The organism is Campylobacter concisus ATCC 51562, assembly GCF_000466745.1.
GTDB classification, from domain to species: Bacteria; Campylobacterota; Campylobacteria; order Campylobacterales; family Campylobacteraceae; genus Campylobacter_A; species Campylobacter_A concisus_B.
In genome coordinates this window covers 19,021-40,262 of the sequence record NZ_ANNI01000009.1, presented here as the reverse complement: position 1 = coordinate 40,262, position 21,242 = coordinate 19,021, and the positions used below count along the sequence as shown (strand labels likewise).

Sequence of the window (21,242 nt, the reverse complement as noted above, 5' to 3'; positions counted from 1 at the left end):
GTTTGCGTATTACATTACAAGGCCTTTAAACGATGAAATGATACAAAACCCTAAATTTATAATTTCTAAAACCAACCAAAAACAATAAATTTAACCAAAATTGGAGAGAAAATGAAAAGACGAGACTTTTTAAGATTAAGCGCATTAGGCGCGGCTAGCCTTCAAGCAAACGAGCTTGGAAGTGCAGAACAAGCGTTATTTGACAAAAAAAGCGGACTAAGCGCAAATAAATTTGGCGCATTTTATGTAAGAACTATCGCAGGGCGCGTGGTCGAGACCGTGCCATTTGAGGGCGATGCGTGCCCAAATGAGCTAAATAACGCAGTCATTGACTATATCCAAAACGAGAGCAGAGTAAAATATCCATTTGTTAGAAAGAGCTTTTTAGCCAATCCAAACAACCCAAAACCAGAGCTTCGTGGCAAAGAGGAATTTGTGCGTGTGAGCTGGGACGAGGCTATAAAGCTAAGTGCAAAAATTTTAAAAGAAAATTTTGATAAATACGGCGCTGAAGCGATCTATGGGCAGGTTTATCAGTGGGGTAGCCTTGGTAAGGTTGGTCACAGCCAAAAGACCGCAAAAAGGCTACTTAACGTGCTTGGTGGCTACGTAAATGAGCTAGGTGGCTACTCCTACGGCGCAGCGACTGTCATCATGCCTCACGTCACTGGCTTTGTCGATCCTGCGCTAGCGCCAACAAAGTGGGAGGCGATCTTAAAAAATGCCAAAACGATCGTATTTTGGGGCACAAACCCAGTAGTTTCAAACAAGATCGCCATTGGCGTGCCGCTTCACAACTCATATAAATACTATGATGAGATCAGAAAAAAGGCAAGAGCGGCGAGATGAAAATTTATAGCGTCGATGTTTATCACAACGATAGCGCAAAATACTTTGACTCAAAATACCTTGAAGTCGTGCCTTGCACCGATACGGCGATGATGATAGGTATGTGTAACTACCTTTATGAAAAGGGACTTTACAGCAAAGAATTTATAGAAAAATACACAGTTGGCTTTGATAAATTTAAAGAGTATATGCTTGGCAAAACTGATGGGGTAAATAAAAATTTAGCTTGGGCAAGCAAAATTTGTGGTGTGAGCGAGCAAGATCTTGCGAAATTTAGCGAGGATCTAGCTAAAAATGATTCAGTGATAATTAGTGGCTACGCCATTCAAAGACAAGATCACGGCGAGATGGCATACTGGGCGCTTGTGACGCTAAATGCGATGCTTGGCCACATCGGCAAAGAGGGTTGTGGCTTTGTCACAAATGACGGCATGCACAAAAACGCTGATGAAAGCTTCATAGCGCCTAAACTAGCGGCGTTTGAGACGAAGGTACCTCAAAAATTTATTGATAGCGGGCTGGTACCAAAGACAAAGGGCTACGAAATGCCAAACTCAAGGCTAATAGATGCACTTCTTAAGCCAGGCAAAGAGATAACAAGAAATGGCAAGAGCTATAAACTGCCAAAGATCAGAGTGATGTTTAACGCAAATGGCTCGACTTTCACAAGGCATCCTGACGCAAATAGAGCGATAAAAGCTATGCGAAATGTTAATGCTATCATCACTTGCGAGCCATTTTGGACGAGCACGGCTAAATTTAGCGACATCGTCTTGCCAGCTGCGCTTGAGTACGAGCGAACAGACATCGAAATGGCAAACTCTACAAGTGAGTATCTATTTGCGATGAAGCCACTTGTTAAGCCATTTGGTGAGAGTAAGAGTGACTTCGAGATCGCAAGACTGATCGCCAAAGAGTGGGGCAGAGAAGAGGCATTTAGCGAGGGCAAAAGCGAGCTAGAGTGGGTCAAGACAATATATGAAGATGCCGTTAAAAAGGCTACCGAGCTTGGGTATGAGAACATGCCTAGCTTTGAGGAATTTTGGGAGAAGGGATATTTTAGATTTGACAAGGTCGATGAGAAAAAACGTTACTTTACAAACTACAAGAAATTCCGCGACGATCCAGTGGCAAATCCGCTAAAAACGCCATCTGGCAAGATAGAAATTTACTCTGAGACGGTTGCTGGCTTTGGCTATGATGACTGCCCACCGCATGCAGCTTGGCTTGAGCCATTTGAGTGGCTGGGCGCAAAAAATAAAAAATATCCTATCGCAATTAGCGGCGCGCACTCTAAATTTAGGCTTCACTCACAGCTAAATAACTCCGTGCTTCGCAACTTTAACGAGATCGCAGAGCGCGAGCCAGTGCTTATAAATCCAAAAACAGCTGAGGCTAGAGGGATAAAAATGGGCGACGTGGTGCGTGTGTTTAATGATAGGGGTGAAATTTTGTGCGGTGCCTTTGTGACCGAGGATGTACCACAAAATGTCGTGATAGTAAGCGAAGGTGCTTGGTACGACCCTGAAAAACCGGGCGAAAAGAGCCTTTGCTTGCACGGAAATTTAAATGTGCTCACAAAAGATGTGCCATCAAGCAAGATGAGCCAGAGCAACACCGCTCACACAAGCCTTGTGAATGTTGAGAAATTTAAAGGCGTGCCAAAGCGCGTGACTGCATTTGACGCACCAAAGATCGGCATAATGCACGCATAAAATAAAAGCTATCCTTAAATGGATAGCTTCTAAGCTTTAAAAATTTTTATTTATCTTAGTAATAATGAATTTTCACAAAGCTCTTCGATCTTTGAAATTTGCTCTTTAACTCTTTCTTTTAAGCCATCAAGCATTGCTATTTTTAAAGTATAAATTTCATTAAAATCTCTTTTTATATCAAGCAAAATTTTATTTAAAAACGAGCTATTTGAGCACATTAAAGCTTCAAATTCATAAAGGCTAAACGCATCAAGCATACGCTCATAGACGTCTTTTGCACTTGGAATATAAAGTGGCGTATTCATCTGCAGATGCGATTCTAGCGTCTTTTCTATCTTTTGTTTTATAAAATAAACCGCGAGTTTGAGTGCGTTTTCATAGTTTGAGGCTAGCTTTATATCAAGCTTTTCAAAAAACAAAGAGACCTTTTGTATAGCCTTAAATTTGGCAGTTTCATACTCTCTTAAAAAATTTTCATATGTCCGTCCGGCATAGGTGTTTATGGATTTTGTTTCATAAGCCAAGACTTGATCATCAAAGCTAGCGTAATTTTCATAGCGAGATTTATATATTAAAAATTTATCCTCTAAATTTTTATAAAGCTCATTAAATGCTGAGGTTATTGCATTTTCTAGCTCTTTTAGATCTTTTTTGTAGCGTTTAAAAAATTTATTAAAAACTACATCTTCGTAGATAAGTTTTGAAAAGACTTCGTCGCTATCAAGACTTATTACCTCAAAATTTTCACGCTTATAAATTTCTTTGTTTAAAAGCGTCTTTGAAGCGTTAAATTTTGTCTTTGAAAATGGCTTAAGTAGCTTAAATACCTCATCGGCGGCAAGTTTTATGACTTCACTCATTTGACTATATCTTAAAGCGATCTTTGGTTTAAACTCCTCTTTTATCGCATCTAGCCTCTCATCTAATGAGCCATTAAATTCATCTAAAATCAACCGCGCATTATCATAAATTTCTAGATGTTTTTCTTGCTCGTTAGTTAGGAGTTTTACGATCTTTTTTGCCCTTGCTTTTATGAAATTTTCTTTAAAGCTCTTGTCTAAAAAGTATTCTTTAATAGCCTTTAGAGCTTCGTTAAAATTTGAAGCTTCAAGTAAGCTTTTGTCATTATTTGTGATGCCAAGGAGTGCTTGCTTTGATGAGATAGCGATGATATCCTCAAAAAGCTCGCCATAAGTTTGCCTAGCGTGCTTTAGCAAACTTTCAAGCTCCTCCTCGCTTAGCTTGTCTTTTTGGTTGATTAGGCAGATCGCTTTTAGATCATTTGCTTTTAAAATTTCTTTGATACTTTCAAGCTCGCTTGCCTTTGCGGCGTTATTTGCAAGGCTTAGCCATATCGTGCCACTAACCTTTTTTAGCGTATTTTTTGTCTCTTTTGTATCAGCATCTCTTAGCGAGTTTAGGCCAGGAGTGTCGATGAAATTTATCTCTTTTAAAATTTCACTTGGCGCATAAAGCGTCATACCAGAAACTTGCTCGCCTAACTTATTTAGCTCGGCTAGATCGCTACTTGCTAGTAGGCTTTCGCTACCATTTATAAATTTCACGCTTAGAAGTGGCATCTTTGCAAATTTTAGCCTCACAGCTTTTGCGGTGACTGGAGTTAGTCCTGATGGCAAGATATCTTGACCAAGAAGTGCGTTTAAAAACGTTGATTTTCCACTTGAAAATTGACCGATAACAGCTATTAGTGGTGGCTCATTTAGAGTGTCTATTAGTAAATTTAAGCTCTCTTTTATCTGCTCGCTTATATGCAAGCTAGGATCGTTTAGATCATTTACGAGCCTAGCTAGCTCGCCTTTAAAATCATTTGTAAAAACCTTAAAATATCTCGCTTTGTAGGCATTTATAAACTCATTAAACATTTTTAATATCCTCTAAAAGTGAGTAAATTTCATCTTGCAAGGAGGTCTTTTGTTTAAGCTTTGAAATTGAGCTTTGATTTTGTAAATTTAGCTCATTAAGTTTTTCATTGAGCACTAAAAGCCTTTGGTTTAAAGCCTCTTTTTGACTCATTTCATAAATCTTTACTCGCTCTTTTAGCAGCTTTTTTTCATGTTCTGTTAGCGTCTCACAAAACTGCGATATGCTTTTATTGTTAAGTAAATTTTGTCTTAAACTCAAAAGTGCCTCATCTGGCTCATTTTTGCTTAAAATTTTAGCTTCAAGCTCATCTAAAAGCTCACTAAAATCAAGCTCCACGCCCATTTGCTTTAAAAAGTCATTTATACTAAAAATTTTATTTTCACTTACCTTAAAGCCATCAAAGCTTAAAGCAATATTTTGCTCGCATGACTTTGTCTGCACCAAAGTTTCATTTCTGGCCTCTCTCATAAGTGCCGCAACTCCGTCACAAAGTGTAGTTTTTGCTATTTGTGTAAGACGTTTTAGGTTTAAATTTTCTCTTTTATTTTTGCAGTAAGCGATCTCACTTTTAATCTTTTCGTTTAGATTTTGAAGTAATGCTTCAAGTCCCATTTTATAGATATCTTTTGCATTTTTATCATCTAGTTTTTTTAGCTCGCTTTCTAAAAGCCTTTCAAGTTTTGTGAAATTTTCATTAAGAGAATTTTTGATATTTGCTTGCTCGTTTTGCAAAGCTTCTAGCTCTAAACCAAATGCTTTAAGCTCTAAAATTTCAGCCTTTGCGGCTTCGAGTTTTGTTTTTAAAATATTTTGCAATTCTTTTTGATATGAGCTTAAAATGAGAGCTGATTTTTTAGAGTCTTTACCAAAAAGCACATCGTAAAGATACTCTTTAAACTCCGGCACGCCACTATTTAAAGCACCATCAAGATAAGCCTTTGCACTAAGGGCAAAATAATCTATCTTAATGTCATTTATCTGCTCGCCAATCGCCTTTTTTGCGTAGTTAAGCGTTTCATTAATATCCTTTGCGTCTAACTCATCAGCGTGAGTTAGCACGATAGCAACTCTTACGATGTGCGAGTTTTCAAGGCATTTTTTCAAAAATAGTGCGTCTTTTTGCGTTGCACTTTGTGAGGCATTCATGAGATGTGCTAAAAGGTCGCACTCTTTCATAAAATTTGTAGTTATTTGCTCTCTTAAAACGATCGCATCGTCTATGCCCGGAGTGTCTATAATGCAGACATTATCTCTTAAAAGCTCCAAGTCATCATAAAGCTCAACGCTTTTTACGAGATTTGCTGTTTTTGAGCTTGAAGATGTATAGTTTTTGATCTCATCTAGGCTGATCTCTACGCTACTAGCTGGTAAATTTTCGCTTGAAAGTCCAAGCTTTTCTAGCTCGTCTTGGCTATAAAAATTTACCTTTGCATGGCTATTTGATGCGTGCTTTAAGATGGTTAAATTTATGGTCTCAGGTACATTTGAAGTGCCAAGGACGGATTTATTTAAAAGCGCATTTAAAAGCGTTGATTTGCCAGAGTTTATGACGCCACTTACTGCGATATTAAAAAGCGTTTCATTTGATCTTTTCTTGGCATTTTTCAAAGCTAGTAAAAATTCTTTATCTTCATCAAGCATGCTTGCTTTTTCATTTATCTCATTTAGAAAATCCAAGCTCTTGTGAAAGTGATCTTTTGGCTTTACATTAGAAATTTTTGCTTTATTTTGATTTGAGTTTTTGCTTATAAATTTTATTAAAAAATCAAATTTTTCATGGCCAATTATCTTTTCATCACGTAGCTTTTGTAAGCGGGTTACAAGTTCATCGCTTGAAATTTTTGCCTCATTTAGCGCTTTTAGCGTGGCTAGCTGAGCACTTTGTATGCTAAAGATATCAAGTCCAACGCCTAGCTTTTTTAAGATAGTTCTAAACTCGGCAAGAGCCATAAACTCATCTAAATTTTTCTCATCGCAAGATAAAAGAAGTGCCAGTAGATCCGGGTAAAAAGGTACGCTTGCATCGGTATTGGCGTAAATTTTATTTAAATGCCAAGCGTGATTTAAAAACTCGTCCATTAAAGATTCTTTTTTTGAAATTTTTTAGATTTTATTACGTTTTTACTTACGAAGCTATCAAGATTTAGACGCAAAATTTTATGTTTTTAAAAAGTTTAATTTAACTCAAGCTTTTTAAAGCTAACTCTTGGGTTTATATTTAGCTCGCTATGGTTTACAAACTCGCCTTTTAGGTACTTCTCACGCCCCGCTCTTGCTATCATCAAGGCGTTATCAGAGCAAAACTCAAGTGGAGCTAGCAAAAGCTCGCACTCGTTTTTTTGACAAAGTATCTCAAGTCTTTTTCGTAAATTTAGATTTGCACTTGCGCCGCCAACTACACCAAAACGCTTAAAATCTCTTAAATAAAAGACCTTTTCAAGCTTGTTTAAAATGTGCTCACAGGCAGTATTTTCAAATGCGTAGCAGATGTCAGAAATATCTTTTTTAGTGATACTATCTAGCTTTGAAATTTCAACCCTGACTTGATTTTTAAGCCCTGAAAAACTATACTCAAGACGTTTATCGTGAAGAAGTGGAATGGTAAAATGAAACCTCTCTTTGTCTTTACAAAGTATGGCATTTTGCTGAACTACGGCACCGCCTGGATAGCCAAGATCAAGCATTTTAGCAACCTTATCAAAGCTCTCACCAAAGCTATCATCGCCAGTACTTGCAAGCTCAGTGATTTCACCATTTTCGCTTACTTCTAAGATCATCGTATGCCCGCCACTAACTAACAGGACGCCAAGTGGAAAGGTGGCTTCACGATCTAAAAATAGTGAGTAAATGTGGCCAACTAAATGATTTACGGCAATTAGCGGGATATTAAGAGCAACGCTTAATGCTTTTGCCATGCTGACGCCACCTATTAGGCTCACACTAAGACCCGGCTCATTTGTTACAGCGATCGCTTTTATTTCTTTAAAATTTGGCAAGATATCCTCTAAAAGTGCTGGCAGTGCCTTTGTATGAAGCCTAGCTGCAAGCTCAGGAACCACGCCACCAAAGATAGCGTGCTCCTCCTCTTGAGAAATTTTTTTATAATAAATTTTCTCTAAAGTGCGTTCATCTATTAGTGCGACCGAGCTATCATCGCAGCTACTTTCGATGCCAAGTATCATTTAAACTCCGCTAAGATCATGCCAGCAAATTTCTCTTTGCCATCTTCGTTTTTATAAAACTCGACTCTATAAATTTTGCCATCTTTGTCGATGCTGTAGCTTTTATTTAGGCTATTTTTAGTCACTTCTTGCTCGCTCTCATCTATACTTTTTGTGCCATATCCTATGACATTTACGCGCACGTTTTTGAGTGATTTTATTTTAAAGCTCTTTTTCACGCTAAATTTATCGCCACTTTTTAATGTAAGCTCGCTACCGTCACTTATTAGTGAAATTTCATCAAGTGGTTTTGCAAACTCAAAATATTGTGGCTTTAGCCTAGTAACAAAGCGGTTGCCGTACTGCACTTTGAAGCTACCATTTTCTTTTATAACAGCTATTAGCGGATTTGGTGAGCTGTAATTTAACTCGCTTTTTTTAAGTGGGACAAAATTTATTAAAGGCTTTAGATTTTTAAGACTTATCGCGTATGAATTTTCAAGTTCAAGTCTGATCTCTTTCTCGATTGCTTTTTTTACGCTTTTAACATCAAGATTAAACGGCCTAGTAAAGCTGATGCCAGCCTTTTTCATATATTCTTCAATGGCGATTAGATGGTAATAAGTCCTTTGCTCGGCGTTTAAATTTTTACTAGCTTCGTTTGCAAAGGCTGACTTATTTTGCGTAATAGCATAGTAAGTTAGGCTTTTTAGCATCTCTTTATCACCCATCGCAGTGTGCGTGTTTTTGATGTGATACTGGTGTTTTTGATCTATTAGATGCTTATTTAGCACATCTTTTACGCTTGAGGCGATACTTTCAAGCTCTGGATATTTTGAGCCAGGAAGCGTGCTTTGATCTATTATGCAAGTATTGCCCCATTTGTCTGGATTTTCGTCTTTGTTTATAAATTTATCTCTGTAATAGCCACTTCCATCGTGTAAATTTAAGATGAGCGTGACGTTTTTATCAGTGATGACATCTTTTATCTTCATTACTGAGTTATAGTCTGGATCATTTTTATCTACATGGGCAAATTTTCTATTCATATCGCCTTTTGTGCCACGACTTCGCTCGATTATGCTTGGGAAATTTAAATTTGGCACGACCCAAAGCGAGCCTTTTGTGATGTTATAGTCAGTTGCCACGATAGAGGCTGCCAAAAATCCACCCGGCTCATCGCCTTGAATACCGCCGATTAACAACATCGTGTTTTCGCTTGGCTCACCTTTTTTGATAAGCGCATAGTCTAAAGTATTGGCTAAACTAGCAGTGGTAAAGGTTAGTAAAAAAAGTAAAAATTTACGCATTAATATCCTTCATAATGCTTTGTCTTTGGTAAAAGCAAATTTAAAACTATACCAGTAACCGCACCAAGCCCTATACCTGAAAATTTAACCGCTCCAAGGTCAAGCACCATGCCGCCGATGGCAAAGATGAAGATGAGGGCTACGATTATCATGTTTCTAGGGTCTGCAAGGTCAACTTTATTTTTTATAAGCGTCTCCATGCCAACGCTTGCGATGATGCCAAAAAGTAGCAGCATGATACCGCCGATGACTGGGGCTGGGATAGTTGAGAGCACAGCTCCTAGCTTGCCAATGAAGGCTAGCACGATGGCAGTGATCGCCGCAAAGGTCATGATTGCTGGATTATAAGCTTTTGTAAGGCTAACTGCGCCTGTGACCTCTGAGTATGTAGTGTTTGGCGGGCCACCAAAAAAGGCAGCAAGCGAAGTAGCAAGTCCATCTCCAAGGAGCGTATTTTTAAGGCCTGGATTTTTTAGAAAATCCTCTTTTGTGACATTTGAGATAGCAAGCATATCGCCTATGTGCTCGATCGCTGGAGCTATGGCGATAGGTATCATATAAATGATTGCTTCAAACTCAAATTTTGGTGTAGTGAAATTTGGCATTCTAAACCAAGGTGCATTAAAGATAGGGGTAAAATCAACCATGCCAAAGCAGTAAGCTACGATGTATCCGACGATAATACCAAGTAAAATAGGTATAAGCCTAAACATGCCACGTCCAAGCATCATCACTAAAATGGTAGCCACTAGCGAAATGCCAGCGACGATCATTGCTTCATTTTGAGTATAAATTTCAGTGGCTGATGTTGCCATTTTGACGGCATTTGGAGCAAGGATAAGGCCTATTGTCATGATGACAGGTCCAACGACAACTGGAGGCAAAATTTTATGCAAAATTTTCTCTCCGCCAAATCGGACCACGAGGCTTAAAACAACGTAGAAAAATCCAGCAAATATAACGCCCCCCATCGTCACGGCTATGCCCCATTTTTCGATACCGTACTGAAGTGGCGCGATAAAAGCAAAGGAGCTTGCTAAAAAAATAGGCGGAACATTTTTTCTAGTAATTAGCTGAAAAAGTAGCGTGCCAAGACCAGCCGTAAAGAGAGCTACATTTGCATCTAGTCCCGTAAGTATCGGCACTAATACCAGTGCACCAAAGGCGACAAATAAAAACTGAACGCCGATTAAGCTTTGTTTGGGATCAAATTTATAACCCTCATACCTTTGCATTTAACATCCTTTTTGCGTAATTTCTAACTTCTTTATCAGCTTCAAAAATTTCATCAATACTTGAAATTTTAATATTTCTAAAATTTTTAACAGAGCTTAAAACGAGCCTTGAGATATCCAAAAACGAACATTTTTTCTCTAAAAAGCTAAATACTCCAACCTCATTTGCAGCATTTATCACTACACCTAGATCAGGGTTTGCCAGGACTTTATCTTTTAGCGAAAAAATGGGATATTTTTTAAGGCTGATTTTATGAAATTTTATATTTTTTAGATCAAGTAAATTTGCGTGTGAGACAATATTTTCATTGATATTTTCAAACATAGCATGAGCGATAGCTAGTTTCATGTCAGGTTGCGAGAGGTGCATCGTGCTTGAGCCATCTATAAATTCAACTACGGCATGTATCGCAGAAGTTGGCTCTATCACAGCCTCGATCTCCTTGACGCCATAAAGCCAGTAAGCTTCCATCACCTCAAAAAGCTTATTTGCCATCGTCGCACTATCAATAGTGATCTTTGCGCCCATATCCCAGTTTGGATGCTTCAAAGCATCACTTGGTGTGGCGTCTTTTAGAAATTTGATCGGCTTTTTGTAAAAAGCACCGCCACTTGCTGTGATGATGAGTCTTTTTGGTGCAGTTTTATTTTCAAGTAGAAATTTAAGTCCAAAATGCTCGCTGTCAATGGGCAAAATTTCTCTAGTTTTTAGAAATTTGCCTCCAACAACAAGGCTCTCTTTGTTTGCAAGCGCAAGTCTTTTGCTAAGAGTTTGTGTCTTTAGACTAGGAGCAAGGCCAGCAAAGCCAACAAGGGCGTTTATTACCTTTTTTGAGCTTGAAATTTCTAGCATTTGTAGCAGTCCAGCCTCGCCAAAAAAGATATTTTTAGCTTCTATGTTTTTTACATTTTTAGCTAGCTTTTCATCGCCTACGCAGACAAATTTTGGCTTAAATTTTAAGATTTGCTCATTTAGCAAATCTACATTTTTAGCGCAGCTTAACGCCTCAACCTCTACGCCAAATTTTTCGCAAAGGTTAAGGGCGTTTTTGCCGATTGAACCAGTTGAACCAAGTATTACCACGAGAGCGACCAAAGTAGGGCAACTACACCAAATAAATAGCCATCTATCCTATCAAGCATGCCGCCGTGTCCTGGGAAGAGCGAACCACTATCTTTGACACCGCAAAGTCTTTTTAGGTAGCTCTCAAACAAATCTCCCCAAACCGCAAAGACGCAGACTAAAAAGCTTGAGAATAAAATTTGGAAAAATCCTTCAGTTACAAAATTTCCAACAATGCAGCCAATCACGGTGCCTATCGCCATACCGCCTGCTGCACCTTCGATTGTTTTGTTTGGTGAGCTTGGGCTAAATGGATGTTTGCCAAACATTTTCCCAACAAAAAATGCACCGCTATCGCTTGCAACGACGCTTAATATAAGCCATACAAGATAGCCTACGCCATACTCTGAGTAAAGCATCCACATCATAAAGATCGGCGTGGTTGGATAGACAAAAGGTGCGACTAGCTTTAAATTTTCACTTTTTATGTGAGCTAGGATCGAAGCAACTAGCATGATAGCAAGGATCGCTATGAATATTGGATTTGTAAAATATGTAAGCACGTAAAAAGCAAGTGCGGCAAAAACTAGCTGTTTGTGATCGATATTATAAAGCTTGAGCGACTCATTAAAAGCAAAATAAAGCACAGCGCCGAGCAAGATAAAATTTAAAATATAATTATCAATAAAAAAAACTACTAAAATAGCAACAAACATCAAAACGCCAGTGATTATGCGAGATTGCATACCCTCTCCTTAAAATCGTTATTTCGCTGTAATTATAACACTTAAATTTTAGACGGCGTTTATAAGAGTAAAATTTGATTTAAAAAGCATTTTAAGCTGGTAAATTTGGACTATTTTGGCGTTAGTAAAGATTTAAATTTATTTTTTAAGCACACAAATAAAGCAAGACCGAAATGATCCCAAGTAGCAACTTGCAATAAATATACACAGTAATGCTTTATGGCTTAAATTTTAAAAATTATTTTCCTCAAAAAAGTCGGTGTCGATTTTGCAAATTTCATATATTTGGCTTGTTTGAACGCCGACTTTGTATTTTATCATTAGCTCTGCAAGCTTGTCGCCGTATATCAAAACCACACTAAAATTTTGATTATCTTTGGCGAAATTTTCAGCTTCTTTAGTAAATTTTGCCGTAGTGATAAAGACGCCTTTTTTAGTATTTTTATTTGAGATGGCACCGATAAACTGCTGAATCTCTGGCCTACGGATATTACTGCCGTCTTTGTATCTTTTTGCTTGGATATAAATTTTAGAAAGCCCAAGTTCATCTTCATCTATGATGCCATCTATTCCGCCGTCTGGGCCTTTGTTCGTAAGATTTCCAGCTCCATAATTCATCTTTTCAAGTAGCTTTGTTACAAGGTATTCAAAAAATCTTGGCTCTTTTTCTAAAATGCTAAATAAAATTTCACTTTTTAGCTCTTCTTTTATTTTGCAAAGCGCTTCATCTATATTGTCATCTGGGGTATTTTCTGTGGCTTCTTTTTCCTCTCGCCTTATCTCTTGCTTGTAAATTTCATCGTACCAAGAGAGAAATTTACTCTTTTTATCCTTACTACTTACTAGCTTTTTGCCAAAATTTGTTATAGCAAATAGACTTCTACCAACTTTTTGAAGTGGCACTTTTTCTGGCCTTGATTTTATTTGAGCTGTTGTGGCCAGATAGGATAAGGCCCAATCGGTACGATTTATATAAGTTGGAGTTCCTCTTTTTATTTTTTGCAAAAGATCTTCGTCTTTTAACTTAAAATGCTTAATTATAAATTTAGAAATTTCAGCTCTATTTGCCTCTTTATTTTGCGCAACAAATTCTAAAATAGGTAGCATCATATCTTTATAGCTTGGTAACATTTTATACCCTTAAATGAAGTAAATTTTTGAAATTATATAAATTTTTTGGCTTAAAAGTTATAATCAAGACATGAGAAGTCTTGGTCTAACAAATTTTCTTTTAGAAAATATTAGCTTATTTGTAAATACCTTTGCTACGATATTTGCGCTAATTTTTTGTTTTGTTTCTGGTGTTGGAATCGTCTTTATATTTATCGTATTTCCACTTGGTTATATAATGGGCGCACTCTTATCAATCCCATTTTTGATATTTTTATTTTTCTTATTTGTATCTATTGATATCTTTTTATGCCTTTTGGCATCTATTTGCAGTCTTTTTTAACAAATTTAGAAATAAATTTGGGGCTTTTACAGCCCCTTTGCTACTTTATAGCAGCCATTTTTCTACGCATATAAGCTATGCGGCTTTGAAGTGGTAAGTGTTTAGGGCAGTTGTCTTCACAGCCTAGCAAAGTCATACAGCCAAATACGCCGTCATCGTCGCCGATAAGCTCGTAAAAGTCCTCGTCGGTTCGTTTATCGAGCGCATCGATTTTAAATCTAGCTACACGGTTAAGTCCAACCGCACCGATGAAATCAGGCCTCATGATAGCCGTACCGCATGCAGCCACGCAGATACCGCACTCGATGCAGCGATCAAGCTCAAATACCTCTTGAGCCACTTCAGGCTCAACCTTTTCCTCAAGTTTAGAGATATCTGTCTCGTGGTCTGTATGTATCCAGCTCTCCACACGCCTACTCATCGCATTCATCCAGTTGCCCGTATCTACGCTTAAGTCTTTTAGTAACTTAAATACTGGCAAAGGCATAAGCTCAATTACTCCGCTTTCAAAATCCTTAGTAAGAGTTCTACAAGCTAATCTTGGCTTGCCATTTACAAGCATGCCACAACTTCCACAAATTCCAGCACGACAAACAAAGTCAAAGCTAAGATCTGGGTCAAATTTCTCGCGAATCATATTTAACGCGATGAACAATGTCATACCATCAGTCTCTTCTAGCTCGTAGGTCGCAAAGTGCGGCTTTGAAATTTTGCTTAACGGATTATATTTAAATGCTTTTATGGTTATTTTTCTACTCATATCCTATTCCTGCTCTTTCGTTTGGTGCTTTATATTTTGGTTGAAGATCATAGTGCATTAAAGCCTCTTGAATTTCTTGTCTGCTCTTACCTTCAGCTTGCATTTTCTCACGAATTTCATCAACCTCTTTTTGGCGGATGGCACTATCTGGATGCTCAATAATATTACCTTTCGCACCATAGCCTCTAAATGCTGGTGGCATTTCCATTTTCATAATATCAAGTGGCTCATATACGATAGTCGGTAGCGTATCGCCCTCTTTCCAGCTAGTTAGAGTTCTGTTTAGCCAGTTTAGGTCGTCGCGTTTCGGATAGTCCTCGCGGCAGTGCGCTCCGCGGCTCTCGGTGCGATCAAGCGCGCCTTTTGCGATACAAAGGGCTAGTTTTAGCATCTTTGGTACGCGGTAGGCCTCCTCAAGCTCAGGGTTGCCAAATAGCGCCTTATTTGTGACTTTGACGTCCAAAGATTGCTTATAAAGCTCTTCTAGCTCTTTTACCGCTACGGCTAGACCTTCGCCTGTTCTAAAGATCGCCACGTGCTCCCACATGATGTCTTTCATCTTGTTTTTGATCTCAAATACGTTAAATTTACCCTCTTTTTCGACAAGGCTCTTTAGATAGTTTTCCTCTTTTTTAACGAATTTTTCTATATCTGCGGTATTTATATCTATCTCGTGGCTGCCGCAGTAGTCGGCAAAATAGTCTCCAACGATCATACCCGCGACGACCGTTTCCGAAACGGAGTTGCCGCCTAGGCGGTTAAATCCGTGCATATCCCAGCAAGCAGCCTCGCCGGCGCTAAATAGACCCGCTAGCGTAGGACTCTCGCCTGTAGGCTTAGTTTTTATGCCGCCCATAGAGTAGTGCTGCATAGGCAGGATCGGCGCCCAGCCTTTACCGCGCTGTCGTCCGTTCTCGTCAGTATATACTTCGGTATCGGCAGGATCGATACCGTTAAAAATTTCGCAAATTTCTTGAACATCGCGTAAATTTTTCTCTATATGCTCGCGTCCAAGGATTGAAATATCTAGCCAAACGTGATATCCGTATGGGCTAGGTACGCCCTTGCCTGCGCGGATATGCTCCATGATGCGGCGGCTTACGACGTCGCGGCTAGCTAGTTCTTTTTTCTCAGGCTCATAATCAGGCATAAAGCGATATCCGTCCACGTCGCGTAAAATTCCGCCGTCGCCGCGGCAACCTTCCGTTAGCAAGATACCGCTTGGAACGATCGGGGTCGGGTGAAACTGCACCGCTTCCATATTTCCAAGCTGAGCTACGCCCGTTTCAAGAGCGATGGCAGCGCCGATACCTTCGCAAACTACGGCATTTGTAGTATGTTTATAAACCCTTCCGTAGCCGCCCGTAGCTATTAGCGTACCTTTTGCGACGTATGCCGTGATCTCGCCGTTAACTAGATCGCGAACGATCGCGCCGTAACAGCGGTTGTTTGCGTGGATTAGCGCGATAGCTTCTTTTCTGTCATGAATTTCGACGTTGTGTTTTAGAGCTTCGTTCGCTACAGCAAAAAGCATAGTGTGACCGGTGGCGTCGGCTGTAAAGCATGTTCTCCATTTTTTAGTTCCGCCAAAGTCGCGAGAGTGGATGAGTCCGTGGACCTCTTCTTTTTCTACGATAGTCGTTTTTTGAGCGTTGATGATAGCGCTTCTCTCGCCTTTTGTTATACGAGTCCAAGGCACGCCCCAAGCCGCTAGCTCGCGGATCGCCTTAGGTGCGGTTTGACAAAACATACGTGCAACTTGCTGATCGCAGCCCCAGTCGCTACCTTTTACCGTGTCGGCAAAGTGTACGTCCTCGTTGTCGCCTTCGCTCATTTTTGAATTTCCCAAAGAGGCTTGCATGCCGCCTTGCGCAGCCGCAGAGTGCGAGCGTTTTACAGGTATTAGACTTAAAACGACGGTGCTTAAGCCCTTTTCTCCAGCAGCCACAGCAGCTCTAAGACCAGCTAGACCACCACCAATTACCAATGCATCATAATATTTTACATTCATCTTCTAGCTCCTTTTTAATGGCTGATCCACACGAAATCGGCGATTAGCGCAATTATAGCAAGTATGCCATAAACGGCAAATACAATTGTTTTTGCCTTATTTCTTTTGGCAAACATTTCGTGCTTATTTGCACCATCAATGCTTATCCATTTGACATACAAGCGGTACATACCGATACTAGCGTGAACGACCATAAAAACAAGTAATGCGAAGTAGAAAATTTCTAGTTGATGAAATGCAGCCGCTGATTTATCTGCAGTAATATGTCCGCCAAAGACTATATCCACTAGGTGTGCGCTGGCTGCGAAAAATAGAGCAAAACCGGTTAAAAACTGAAACCACCAAAGCGTAGTATCAAGGTGTTTCATGCGGTCTTTGTGACCTCTAAACATTAGATATTGTCTGTAGTTTGCTGGAAATTTTCTCATAGCTAAAAATGCATGAGCGATAAAAATGGCGAATATTACCGCAGCAATAACGTTAGTGATCCACCACGTAGCTTCTCCAAATAAAAATTTAGCTTCCGCAAACCCTACGACAGCGTTAAATGCGTCTTTGCCAAGTAGTATAGTAGAAGTAAAAACCATATGGCACAATATAAAACAGGCCAAAATAAACCCTGTAATACTTTGCCATCTATCCCAAGCGGCTGGAGTGCGACTTTTTTTGTCGTCCGACCGTTTTCCCAAAAAACCTTCTATAAGCCCGGTCATGAGCCCTCCTAAGAAATTTGAAATAAATTATCATTTCTTAATACTAATTTAAATATTAGTATTAATTGATAAAGCTAATGCTATCAGATTTTTACTTTAATATTTTTTAAACACTTATATTAGAGCTTTGAAAATTTTTTATAAAGCATGGCATAAATAAAAATTCCAAAACCACACATGATAAGTGATAAAATTTGACCCATTGAAAGATTAAAAATAATAAATCCAAGCCCTGAGTCAGGCTCTCTAAAAAACTCGCAAATAAATCTTGCAAAAGTGTATAAAATAGCATAAAGCGCGATCAGCTCGCCATTAAATTTCTTAAATTTCCTATATAAAAATAAAATAATAAAAATAACTAAACCTTCTAAGAATGCCTCATAAAGTTGGCTAGGATGCCTTGGTTGGCCAAAAACATTTATCGCCCAAGGCACATCCGTAACTCGCCCAAAAAGCTCTTGATTTAAGAAATTCCCGACCCTGCCAAATGTATAGCCAAAAGGTATGCAAACTGCACAAAGATCAAGTAGCTGCCATAAATTTTGTTTATACCTTTTGCAAAATAGATATGTCGCAAGCAAAAAGCCAACTACTGCTCCGTGGTAACTCATGCCACGAATTCCTATAAACTCGCCGTTATGAAATGGATTAAAAATTTGCCAAGGTTGCGCCAAGTAGTAGCTTACTTCGCCTGAATATACTAAAACCCAGCCAAGCCTAGCGCCTAAAATAACGCCTATTTCAACCCAGAAAAAGTAATTATCCAAGAGCTGATTTGAGATTGGGATTTTATCTTTTTTAACGAGATATTTTGCCATGGCAAGCGCCAAAACAAGGGCTAAAATATACATAAGCCCATACCAGTGCACGCTAAAGCCAAAGATACTAAAGGCTACTGGATTAAAGTGGTTATAAATGTCGTTCCAAATTTCCATTTTTACTTTCTTTTTAAAATTTTTGCGATTTTACAATGATTTAGCTTTGATGAGCGAATAAGCTCTTGCTACTAAGCGCAAGGGCTAAAAATTTAAACTCGCTTGCTTCAAATTCTTTGCAAAATTTAAATAGCTCGGCAAACTCAGCTTCGTTTAAATTTACGCTCCAGATCGCTCCAGCTTCATTAAATTCTCTTTCAAACTCACTTAAATTTTTAGTGGCAAAATAGTGCTCAAAGCGGCTCATCAGCGAAAACGGCGTAAAAAATTTGATCTCATCTTTTATCTCAAATTTCATCATGCCACCATCTTTTATCGCCTCGTTTATCGCTTCATTCACAGCCCCTGAGTAGGCTCTGACAAGCCCTCCAGTGCCAAGCTTTATCCCGCCAAAGTAGCGAACTATCAAGACCCCAACGTTTATTAGCTCAGCGCCACGCAGGGCATTTAGGCTGGGCTGGCCGCTAGTGCCCTTTGGCTCGCCATCATCGCTTTGATTTTCAACGATTTGTCCGTATTTGTTTAGCTCCCTTGTCGCCCAAACTACGTGAACAGCCTTAAAATGCTCCTCTTTTAGGTGTTCGTGCAAGCTTTTAAACGAGCTTATCGGGCATAAAAATGCTAAGAAATTTGACTTTTTTATATCAAGCTGGGCTTTAAATATCCTATCAATCGTCTGCAAATTTGCTCTTTTTTTAAAATTTTAAAAATCTTATCAATTTGCTAATTAAAGCCTTGTAAATTCAGACAAATTTATATTATTAAGGAAAAGATAGTAGAATTTTGCAATTTTTCACGAAGGACTAAAATGATACAAACTTGCCTATTTCCAGCGGCTGGATATGGAACGAGGTTTTTACCAGCTACAAAATCGCTCCCAAAAGAGATGTTGCCGATCCTTACAAAACCGCTCATTCACTACGGCGTTGATGAGGCGCTTGAGGCTGGCATGGATAATATGGCCTTTGTCACAGGACGCGGAAAAAGGGCGCTTGAGGACTACTTTGACATCAGCTACGAGCTAGAAAAAGAGATCGCAGGCAGCTCAAAAGAGTCACTACTTAGCGAAGTTAGAAATTTGATGAGCTCATGCACATTTTCATTTACTAGGCAAAATGCCATGAAAGGGCTTGGACACGCCATTTATACGGGCAAGACGCTAGTTCGAGATGAAGCTTTTGGGGTCATTTTGGCAGATGATCTATGCATAAATGAAAACGGCGAGGGCGTGCTTTCGCAAATGGTTAAAATTTATGAAAAGTATCGCTGCAGCGTCGTAGCTGTGATGGAGGTGCCAAAAGAGCAGACCAAGTCTTACGGCGTCGTAAGCGGTAGGTTTATAGAAGATGATCTCATAATGGTCGATGATATGGTTGAAAAGCCTGATCCTGCCGAGGCTCCGACAAATTTAGCGATAATTGGCCGCTACATCCTAACGCCAGATATTTTTAACATCTTAGAGCGAACAAAACCAGGCAAAAATGGCGAAATCCAGATCACAGACGCACTAAAAACGCAGGCGAAAGATGGCATGGTGCTGGCTTATAAATTTAAAGGCAAGAGATTTGACTGCGGTAGCATCGATGGGTTTGTCGAGGCTACAAATTTCTTTTACGAGCGCAGTAAATGATAGAAACTTCATTTAAATTTAACTTTGCAAGTAGCGATGTCATCGACTCCTACGCCAAACGCATAAACGACGAGTACGAAAGTGGCGAGATAGGCTACTACCACCTGCCAGTGCTTGGGCAAAATTTACTTGGCGAGATCGAGGAGTATGAAAAGGGCCTTGCTCATATCAAAAATGTAGTACTTGTTGGCATCGGCGGCAGCAGCCTTGGCGTAAAGGCGCTAAAATCGATGCTTGAAGGCACAAAGGGGATAAAAAGAGAGCTTTTATTTTTAGATAACGTCGATCCTTGCAGCTACAAAAGCACGCTTAGTGGGCTAAAATTTGACGAAACGCTTTTTATAATAAGCTCAAAATCAGGCAACACGATCGAGACGATCACTATTTTTAAGTGCTTGCTTGATGACTTTAAGCCTAAAAACTTAGGCAAAAATTTCCTCATCATCACTGATCCTGGGACAAATTTAGAAAATTTTGCCAAAGAAAATGACATTAAATTTTTTAACATCCCAAAAAACGTTGGCGGTAGGTTTAGCGTGCTAAGTGCGATAGGTCTTGTGCCTCTTGGTATCTGTGGCTACGATATAAAGGCACTTCTAGATGGCGCGCTTGCTTGCAAGAAGCAATACATCGAGCAAAAGGATAGTTCAATAGTCGCTAAAGCTTACCACTACGCCACTAGCAGAAATGCGAGCATAAATGTCATTTTTAGCTATTGCGATAGATTTTTTGAATTTAACGACTGGTACGTGCAGCTTTGGGCAGAGAGTCTTGGTAAAAAAAGAGGCTATAAAAGGGTCGGCCTTACGCCAGTTGGACTTGTCGGCAGCCGCGATCAGCACAGCTTTTTGCAGCTTATCATGGACGGCGTAAAAGATAAGAGTGTGACATTTATAAAGATAAAAGATCACGCAAGCGACAAGACTATTCCAAATTTAAGCCTAAAGGGGCTTGAAGAGTGTGATTTTGTGGCGGGTATAAGCCTAAATGAGCTTATAAATTTGCAGTGCGACGCGACTGCTATGGCGCTGGTGCAAGAGGGCATAAGTGTCGATACGATCACGCTTGAGAGGCTTGATGAGTTTCATGCTGGCTGGCTCATTTTTTACTACGAGCTACTAACCTCGGCCACTGGTATCATGCTAGGCATCAACACCTACGATCAGCCAGGTGTTGAGATAGGAAAGCGCATCTTAAAAACCATGCTTTTAAAGTAAAAATGAAGAAATTTCTACTTTTAGCTCTTTTCGCCACACAAATTTTTGCCTTTTCAGCGAGTAAATTTGTAAATGACACTAGGTCGCAGATCGGCGTGACGCTAAGTTACGATCCAAGCTACGAAAGGCTCGCCTATCCAATGGGCGACGTGGATATCAAAAAGGGTGTTTGCACCGACGTTGTGGTAAGGGCGCTACGTCATCAGGATATGGATCTGCAAAGACTTATTTTTGAAGATATGAGTAGAAATTTCGCAAGCTATCCTAAAAAATGGGGACTTAAAAAGGCTGATAAAAACATCGATCACAGGCGTGTTTTAAATATCGCTACCTATCTAAAAAGGAAAGGTTTTGAGGTGAGTGATGATAAATTTCTGCCAGGGGATATCGTCACATGGATGCTACCAAAAAATTTACCTCACATCGGTGTGATCTCAGATAAATTTGAAGGCCAAACACCGCTTGTCATCCACAATATCGGCTCTGGCGTGCAAGAAGAAAATATACTTTATAACTACAAGATCACGGGTCATTTTAGGCTAAAGTAGCAAAAATGGCTT

Annotated in this window: 16 protein-coding genes and 1 pseudogene; 4 read left to right on the top strand and 13 right to left on the bottom strand. The window is 39.4% G+C overall.

Going from position 1 to position 21,242, the window contains the following annotated elements:
- The first annotated feature begins 111 nt into the window (after positions 1 to 111).
- Positions 112 to 2,564 (top strand): annotated as a pseudogene (locus ATCC51562_RS07285) (molybdopterin-dependent oxidoreductase).
- A gap of 50 nt (positions 2,565 to 2,614) precedes the next feature.
- Here the strand turns inward: ATCC51562_RS07285 and ATCC51562_RS07280 are convergent.
- From ATCC51562_RS07280 to ATCC51562_RS07215, 13 genes are all read right to left on the bottom strand, one after another.
- Positions 2,615 to 4,447 (bottom strand): dynamin family protein, encoded by a 1,833-nt coding sequence (locus ATCC51562_RS07280; RefSeq protein WP_021091797.1) that lies wholly within the window; start codon positions 4,445 to 4,447, stop codon positions 2,615 to 2,617.
- A complete protein-coding gene (locus ATCC51562_RS07275) occupies positions 4,440 to 6,527 on the bottom strand; it encodes a dynamin family protein (RefSeq protein WP_021091702.1) in 2,088 nt (695 codons plus the stop codon). Before ATCC51562_RS07275 ends, ATCC51562_RS07280 begins: the two co-directional genes overlap by 8 nt.
- Before the next feature lie 95 nt (positions 6,528 to 6,622).
- Positions 6,623 to 7,630 carry a tRNA (adenosine(37)-N6)-threonylcarbamoyltransferase complex transferase subunit TsaD gene (gene tsaD, locus ATCC51562_RS07270; protein WP_021091751.1) on the bottom strand — a complete coding sequence of 336 codons (1,008 nt, stop codon included), beginning with the start codon at positions 7,628 to 7,630 and terminating at the stop codon, positions 6,623 to 6,625.
- Complete coding sequence (locus ATCC51562_RS07265) at positions 7,627 to 8,919, bottom strand: M99 family carboxypeptidase catalytic domain-containing protein (protein WP_021091624.1); 1,293 nt, start codon at positions 8,917 to 8,919, stop codon at positions 7,627 to 7,629. Before ATCC51562_RS07265 ends, tsaD begins: the two co-directional genes overlap by 4 nt.
- The gene (locus tag ATCC51562_RS07260) at positions 8,919 to 10,154 is read right to left on the bottom strand and encodes a uracil-xanthine permease family protein (protein ID WP_021091743.1); all 1,236 of its coding nucleotides are present in this window, start codon (positions 10,152 to 10,154) and stop codon (positions 8,919 to 8,921) included. Before ATCC51562_RS07260 ends, ATCC51562_RS07265 begins: the two co-directional genes overlap by 1 nt.
- Positions 10,141 to 11,250, bottom strand: a complete 1,110-nt coding sequence (gene dxr, locus ATCC51562_RS07255; RefSeq protein ID WP_021091617.1) for a 1-deoxy-D-xylulose-5-phosphate reductoisomerase — start codon at positions 11,248 to 11,250, stop codon at positions 10,141 to 10,143. The genes ATCC51562_RS07260 and dxr overlap by 14 nt, the downstream gene beginning before the upstream one ends.
- The gene (locus tag ATCC51562_RS07250) at positions 11,232 to 11,963 is read right to left on the bottom strand and encodes a phosphatidate cytidylyltransferase (protein WP_021091854.1); all 732 of its coding nucleotides are present in this window, start codon (positions 11,961 to 11,963) and stop codon (positions 11,232 to 11,234) included. Before ATCC51562_RS07250 ends, dxr begins: the two co-directional genes overlap by 19 nt.
- Before the next feature lie 231 nt (positions 11,964 to 12,194).
- On the bottom strand, positions 12,195 to 13,094 hold the full coding sequence (locus ATCC51562_RS07245) for a restriction endonuclease (protein WP_021091547.1): 900 nt from the start codon (positions 13,092 to 13,094) through the stop codon (positions 12,195 to 12,197).
- A gap of 362 nt (positions 13,095 to 13,456) precedes the next feature.
- The gene (locus ATCC51562_RS07235; RefSeq protein WP_021091811.1) at positions 13,457 to 14,176 is read right to left on the bottom strand and encodes a fumarate reductase iron-sulfur subunit; all 720 of its coding nucleotides are present in this window, start codon (positions 14,174 to 14,176) and stop codon (positions 13,457 to 13,459) included.
- Positions 14,169 to 16,187 carry a fumarate reductase flavoprotein subunit gene (locus ATCC51562_RS07230; RefSeq protein WP_021091883.1) on the bottom strand — a complete coding sequence of 673 codons (2,019 nt, stop codon included), beginning with the start codon at positions 16,185 to 16,187 and terminating at the stop codon, positions 14,169 to 14,171. Before ATCC51562_RS07230 ends, ATCC51562_RS07235 begins: the two co-directional genes overlap by 8 nt.
- Before the next feature lie 14 nt (positions 16,188 to 16,201).
- Complete coding sequence (locus ATCC51562_RS07225) at positions 16,202 to 16,900, bottom strand: fumarate reductase cytochrome b subunit (RefSeq protein ID WP_021091688.1); 699 nt, start codon at positions 16,898 to 16,900, stop codon at positions 16,202 to 16,204.
- A gap of 119 nt (positions 16,901 to 17,019) precedes the next feature.
- Positions 17,020 to 17,835 carry a prolipoprotein diacylglyceryl transferase gene (gene lgt / locus ATCC51562_RS07220; protein WP_021091564.1) on the bottom strand — a complete coding sequence of 272 codons (816 nt, stop codon included), beginning with the start codon at positions 17,833 to 17,835 and terminating at the stop codon, positions 17,020 to 17,022.
- Positions 17,836 to 17,875: 40 nt separating this feature from the next.
- The gene (locus tag ATCC51562_RS07215; protein WP_021091792.1) at positions 17,876 to 18,517 is read right to left on the bottom strand and encodes an IMPACT family protein; all 642 of its coding nucleotides are present in this window, start codon (positions 18,515 to 18,517) and stop codon (positions 17,876 to 17,878) included.
- 126 nt (positions 18,518 to 18,643) lie between these two features.
- Between ATCC51562_RS07215 and galU the strand changes: the two genes are divergently transcribed.
- Genes galU through ATCC51562_RS07200 form a run of 3 tightly spaced genes read left to right on the top strand, consistent with a single transcriptional unit; the run spans position 18,644 to position 21,230 of the window.
- The gene (gene galU / locus ATCC51562_RS07210; protein ID WP_009294249.1) at positions 18,644 to 19,465 is read left to right on the top strand and encodes a UTP--glucose-1-phosphate uridylyltransferase GalU; all 822 of its coding nucleotides are present in this window, start codon (positions 18,644 to 18,646) and stop codon (positions 19,463 to 19,465) included.
- The gene (locus ATCC51562_RS07205; protein ID WP_021091595.1) at positions 19,462 to 20,682 is read left to right on the top strand and encodes a glucose-6-phosphate isomerase; all 1,221 of its coding nucleotides are present in this window, start codon (positions 19,462 to 19,464) and stop codon (positions 20,680 to 20,682) included. The genes galU and ATCC51562_RS07205 overlap by 4 nt, the downstream gene beginning before the upstream one ends.
- Positions 20,683 to 20,684: 2 nt before the next feature.
- Positions 20,685 to 21,230 (top strand): DUF1287 domain-containing protein, encoded by a 546-nt coding sequence (locus ATCC51562_RS07200; RefSeq protein ID WP_021091555.1) that lies wholly within the window; start codon positions 20,685 to 20,687, stop codon positions 21,228 to 21,230.
- Positions 21,231 to 21,242 lie beyond the last annotated feature (12 nt).

Excerpts from the sequence above, each read along its gene's own strand:
- ATCC51562_RS07280 (WP_021091797.1), bottom strand. The coding sequence starts at position 4,447 with ATGTTTAATGAGTTTATAAATGCCTACAAAGCGAGATATTTTAAGGTT.
- ATCC51562_RS07275 (WP_021091702.1), bottom strand. The coding sequence starts at position 6,527 with ATGGACGAGTTTTTAAATCACGCTTGGCATTTAAATAAAATTTACGCC.
- tsaD (WP_021091751.1), bottom strand. The coding sequence starts at position 7,630 with ATGATACTTGGCATCGAAAGTAGCTGCGATGATAGCTCGGTCGCACTA.
- ATCC51562_RS07265 (WP_021091624.1), bottom strand. The coding sequence starts at position 8,919 with ATGCGTAAATTTTTACTTTTTTTACTAACCTTTACCACTGCTAGTTTA.
- ATCC51562_RS07260 (WP_021091743.1), bottom strand. The coding sequence starts at position 10,154 with ATGCAAAGGTATGAGGGTTATAAATTTGATCCCAAACAAAGCTTAATC.
- ATCC51562_RS07250 (WP_021091854.1), bottom strand. The coding sequence starts at position 11,963 with ATGCAATCTCGCATAATCACTGGCGTTTTGATGTTTGTTGCTATTTTA.
- ATCC51562_RS07245 (WP_021091547.1), bottom strand. The coding sequence starts at position 13,094 with ATGTTACCAAGCTATAAAGATATGATGCTACCTATTTTAGAATTTGTT.
- ATCC51562_RS07235 (WP_021091811.1), bottom strand. The coding sequence starts at position 14,176 with ATGAGTAGAAAAATAACCATAAAAGCATTTAAATATAATCCGTTAAGC.
- ATCC51562_RS07230 (WP_021091883.1), bottom strand. The coding sequence starts at position 16,187 with ATGAATGTAAAATATTATGATGCATTGGTAATTGGTGGTGGTCTAGCT.
- ATCC51562_RS07225 (WP_021091688.1), bottom strand. The coding sequence starts at position 16,900 with ATGACCGGGCTTATAGAAGGTTTTTTGGGAAAACGGTCGGACGACAAA.
- lgt (WP_021091564.1), bottom strand. The coding sequence starts at position 17,835 with ATGGAAATTTGGAACGACATTTATAACCACTTTAATCCAGTAGCCTTT.
- galU (WP_009294249.1), top strand. The coding sequence starts at position 18,644 with ATGATACAAACTTGCCTATTTCCAGCGGCTGGATATGGAACGAGGTTT.
- ATCC51562_RS07205 (WP_021091595.1), top strand. The coding sequence starts at position 19,462 with ATGATAGAAACTTCATTTAAATTTAACTTTGCAAGTAGCGATGTCATC.
- ATCC51562_RS07200 (WP_021091555.1), top strand. The coding sequence starts at position 20,685 with ATGAAGAAATTTCTACTTTTAGCTCTTTTCGCCACACAAATTTTTGCC.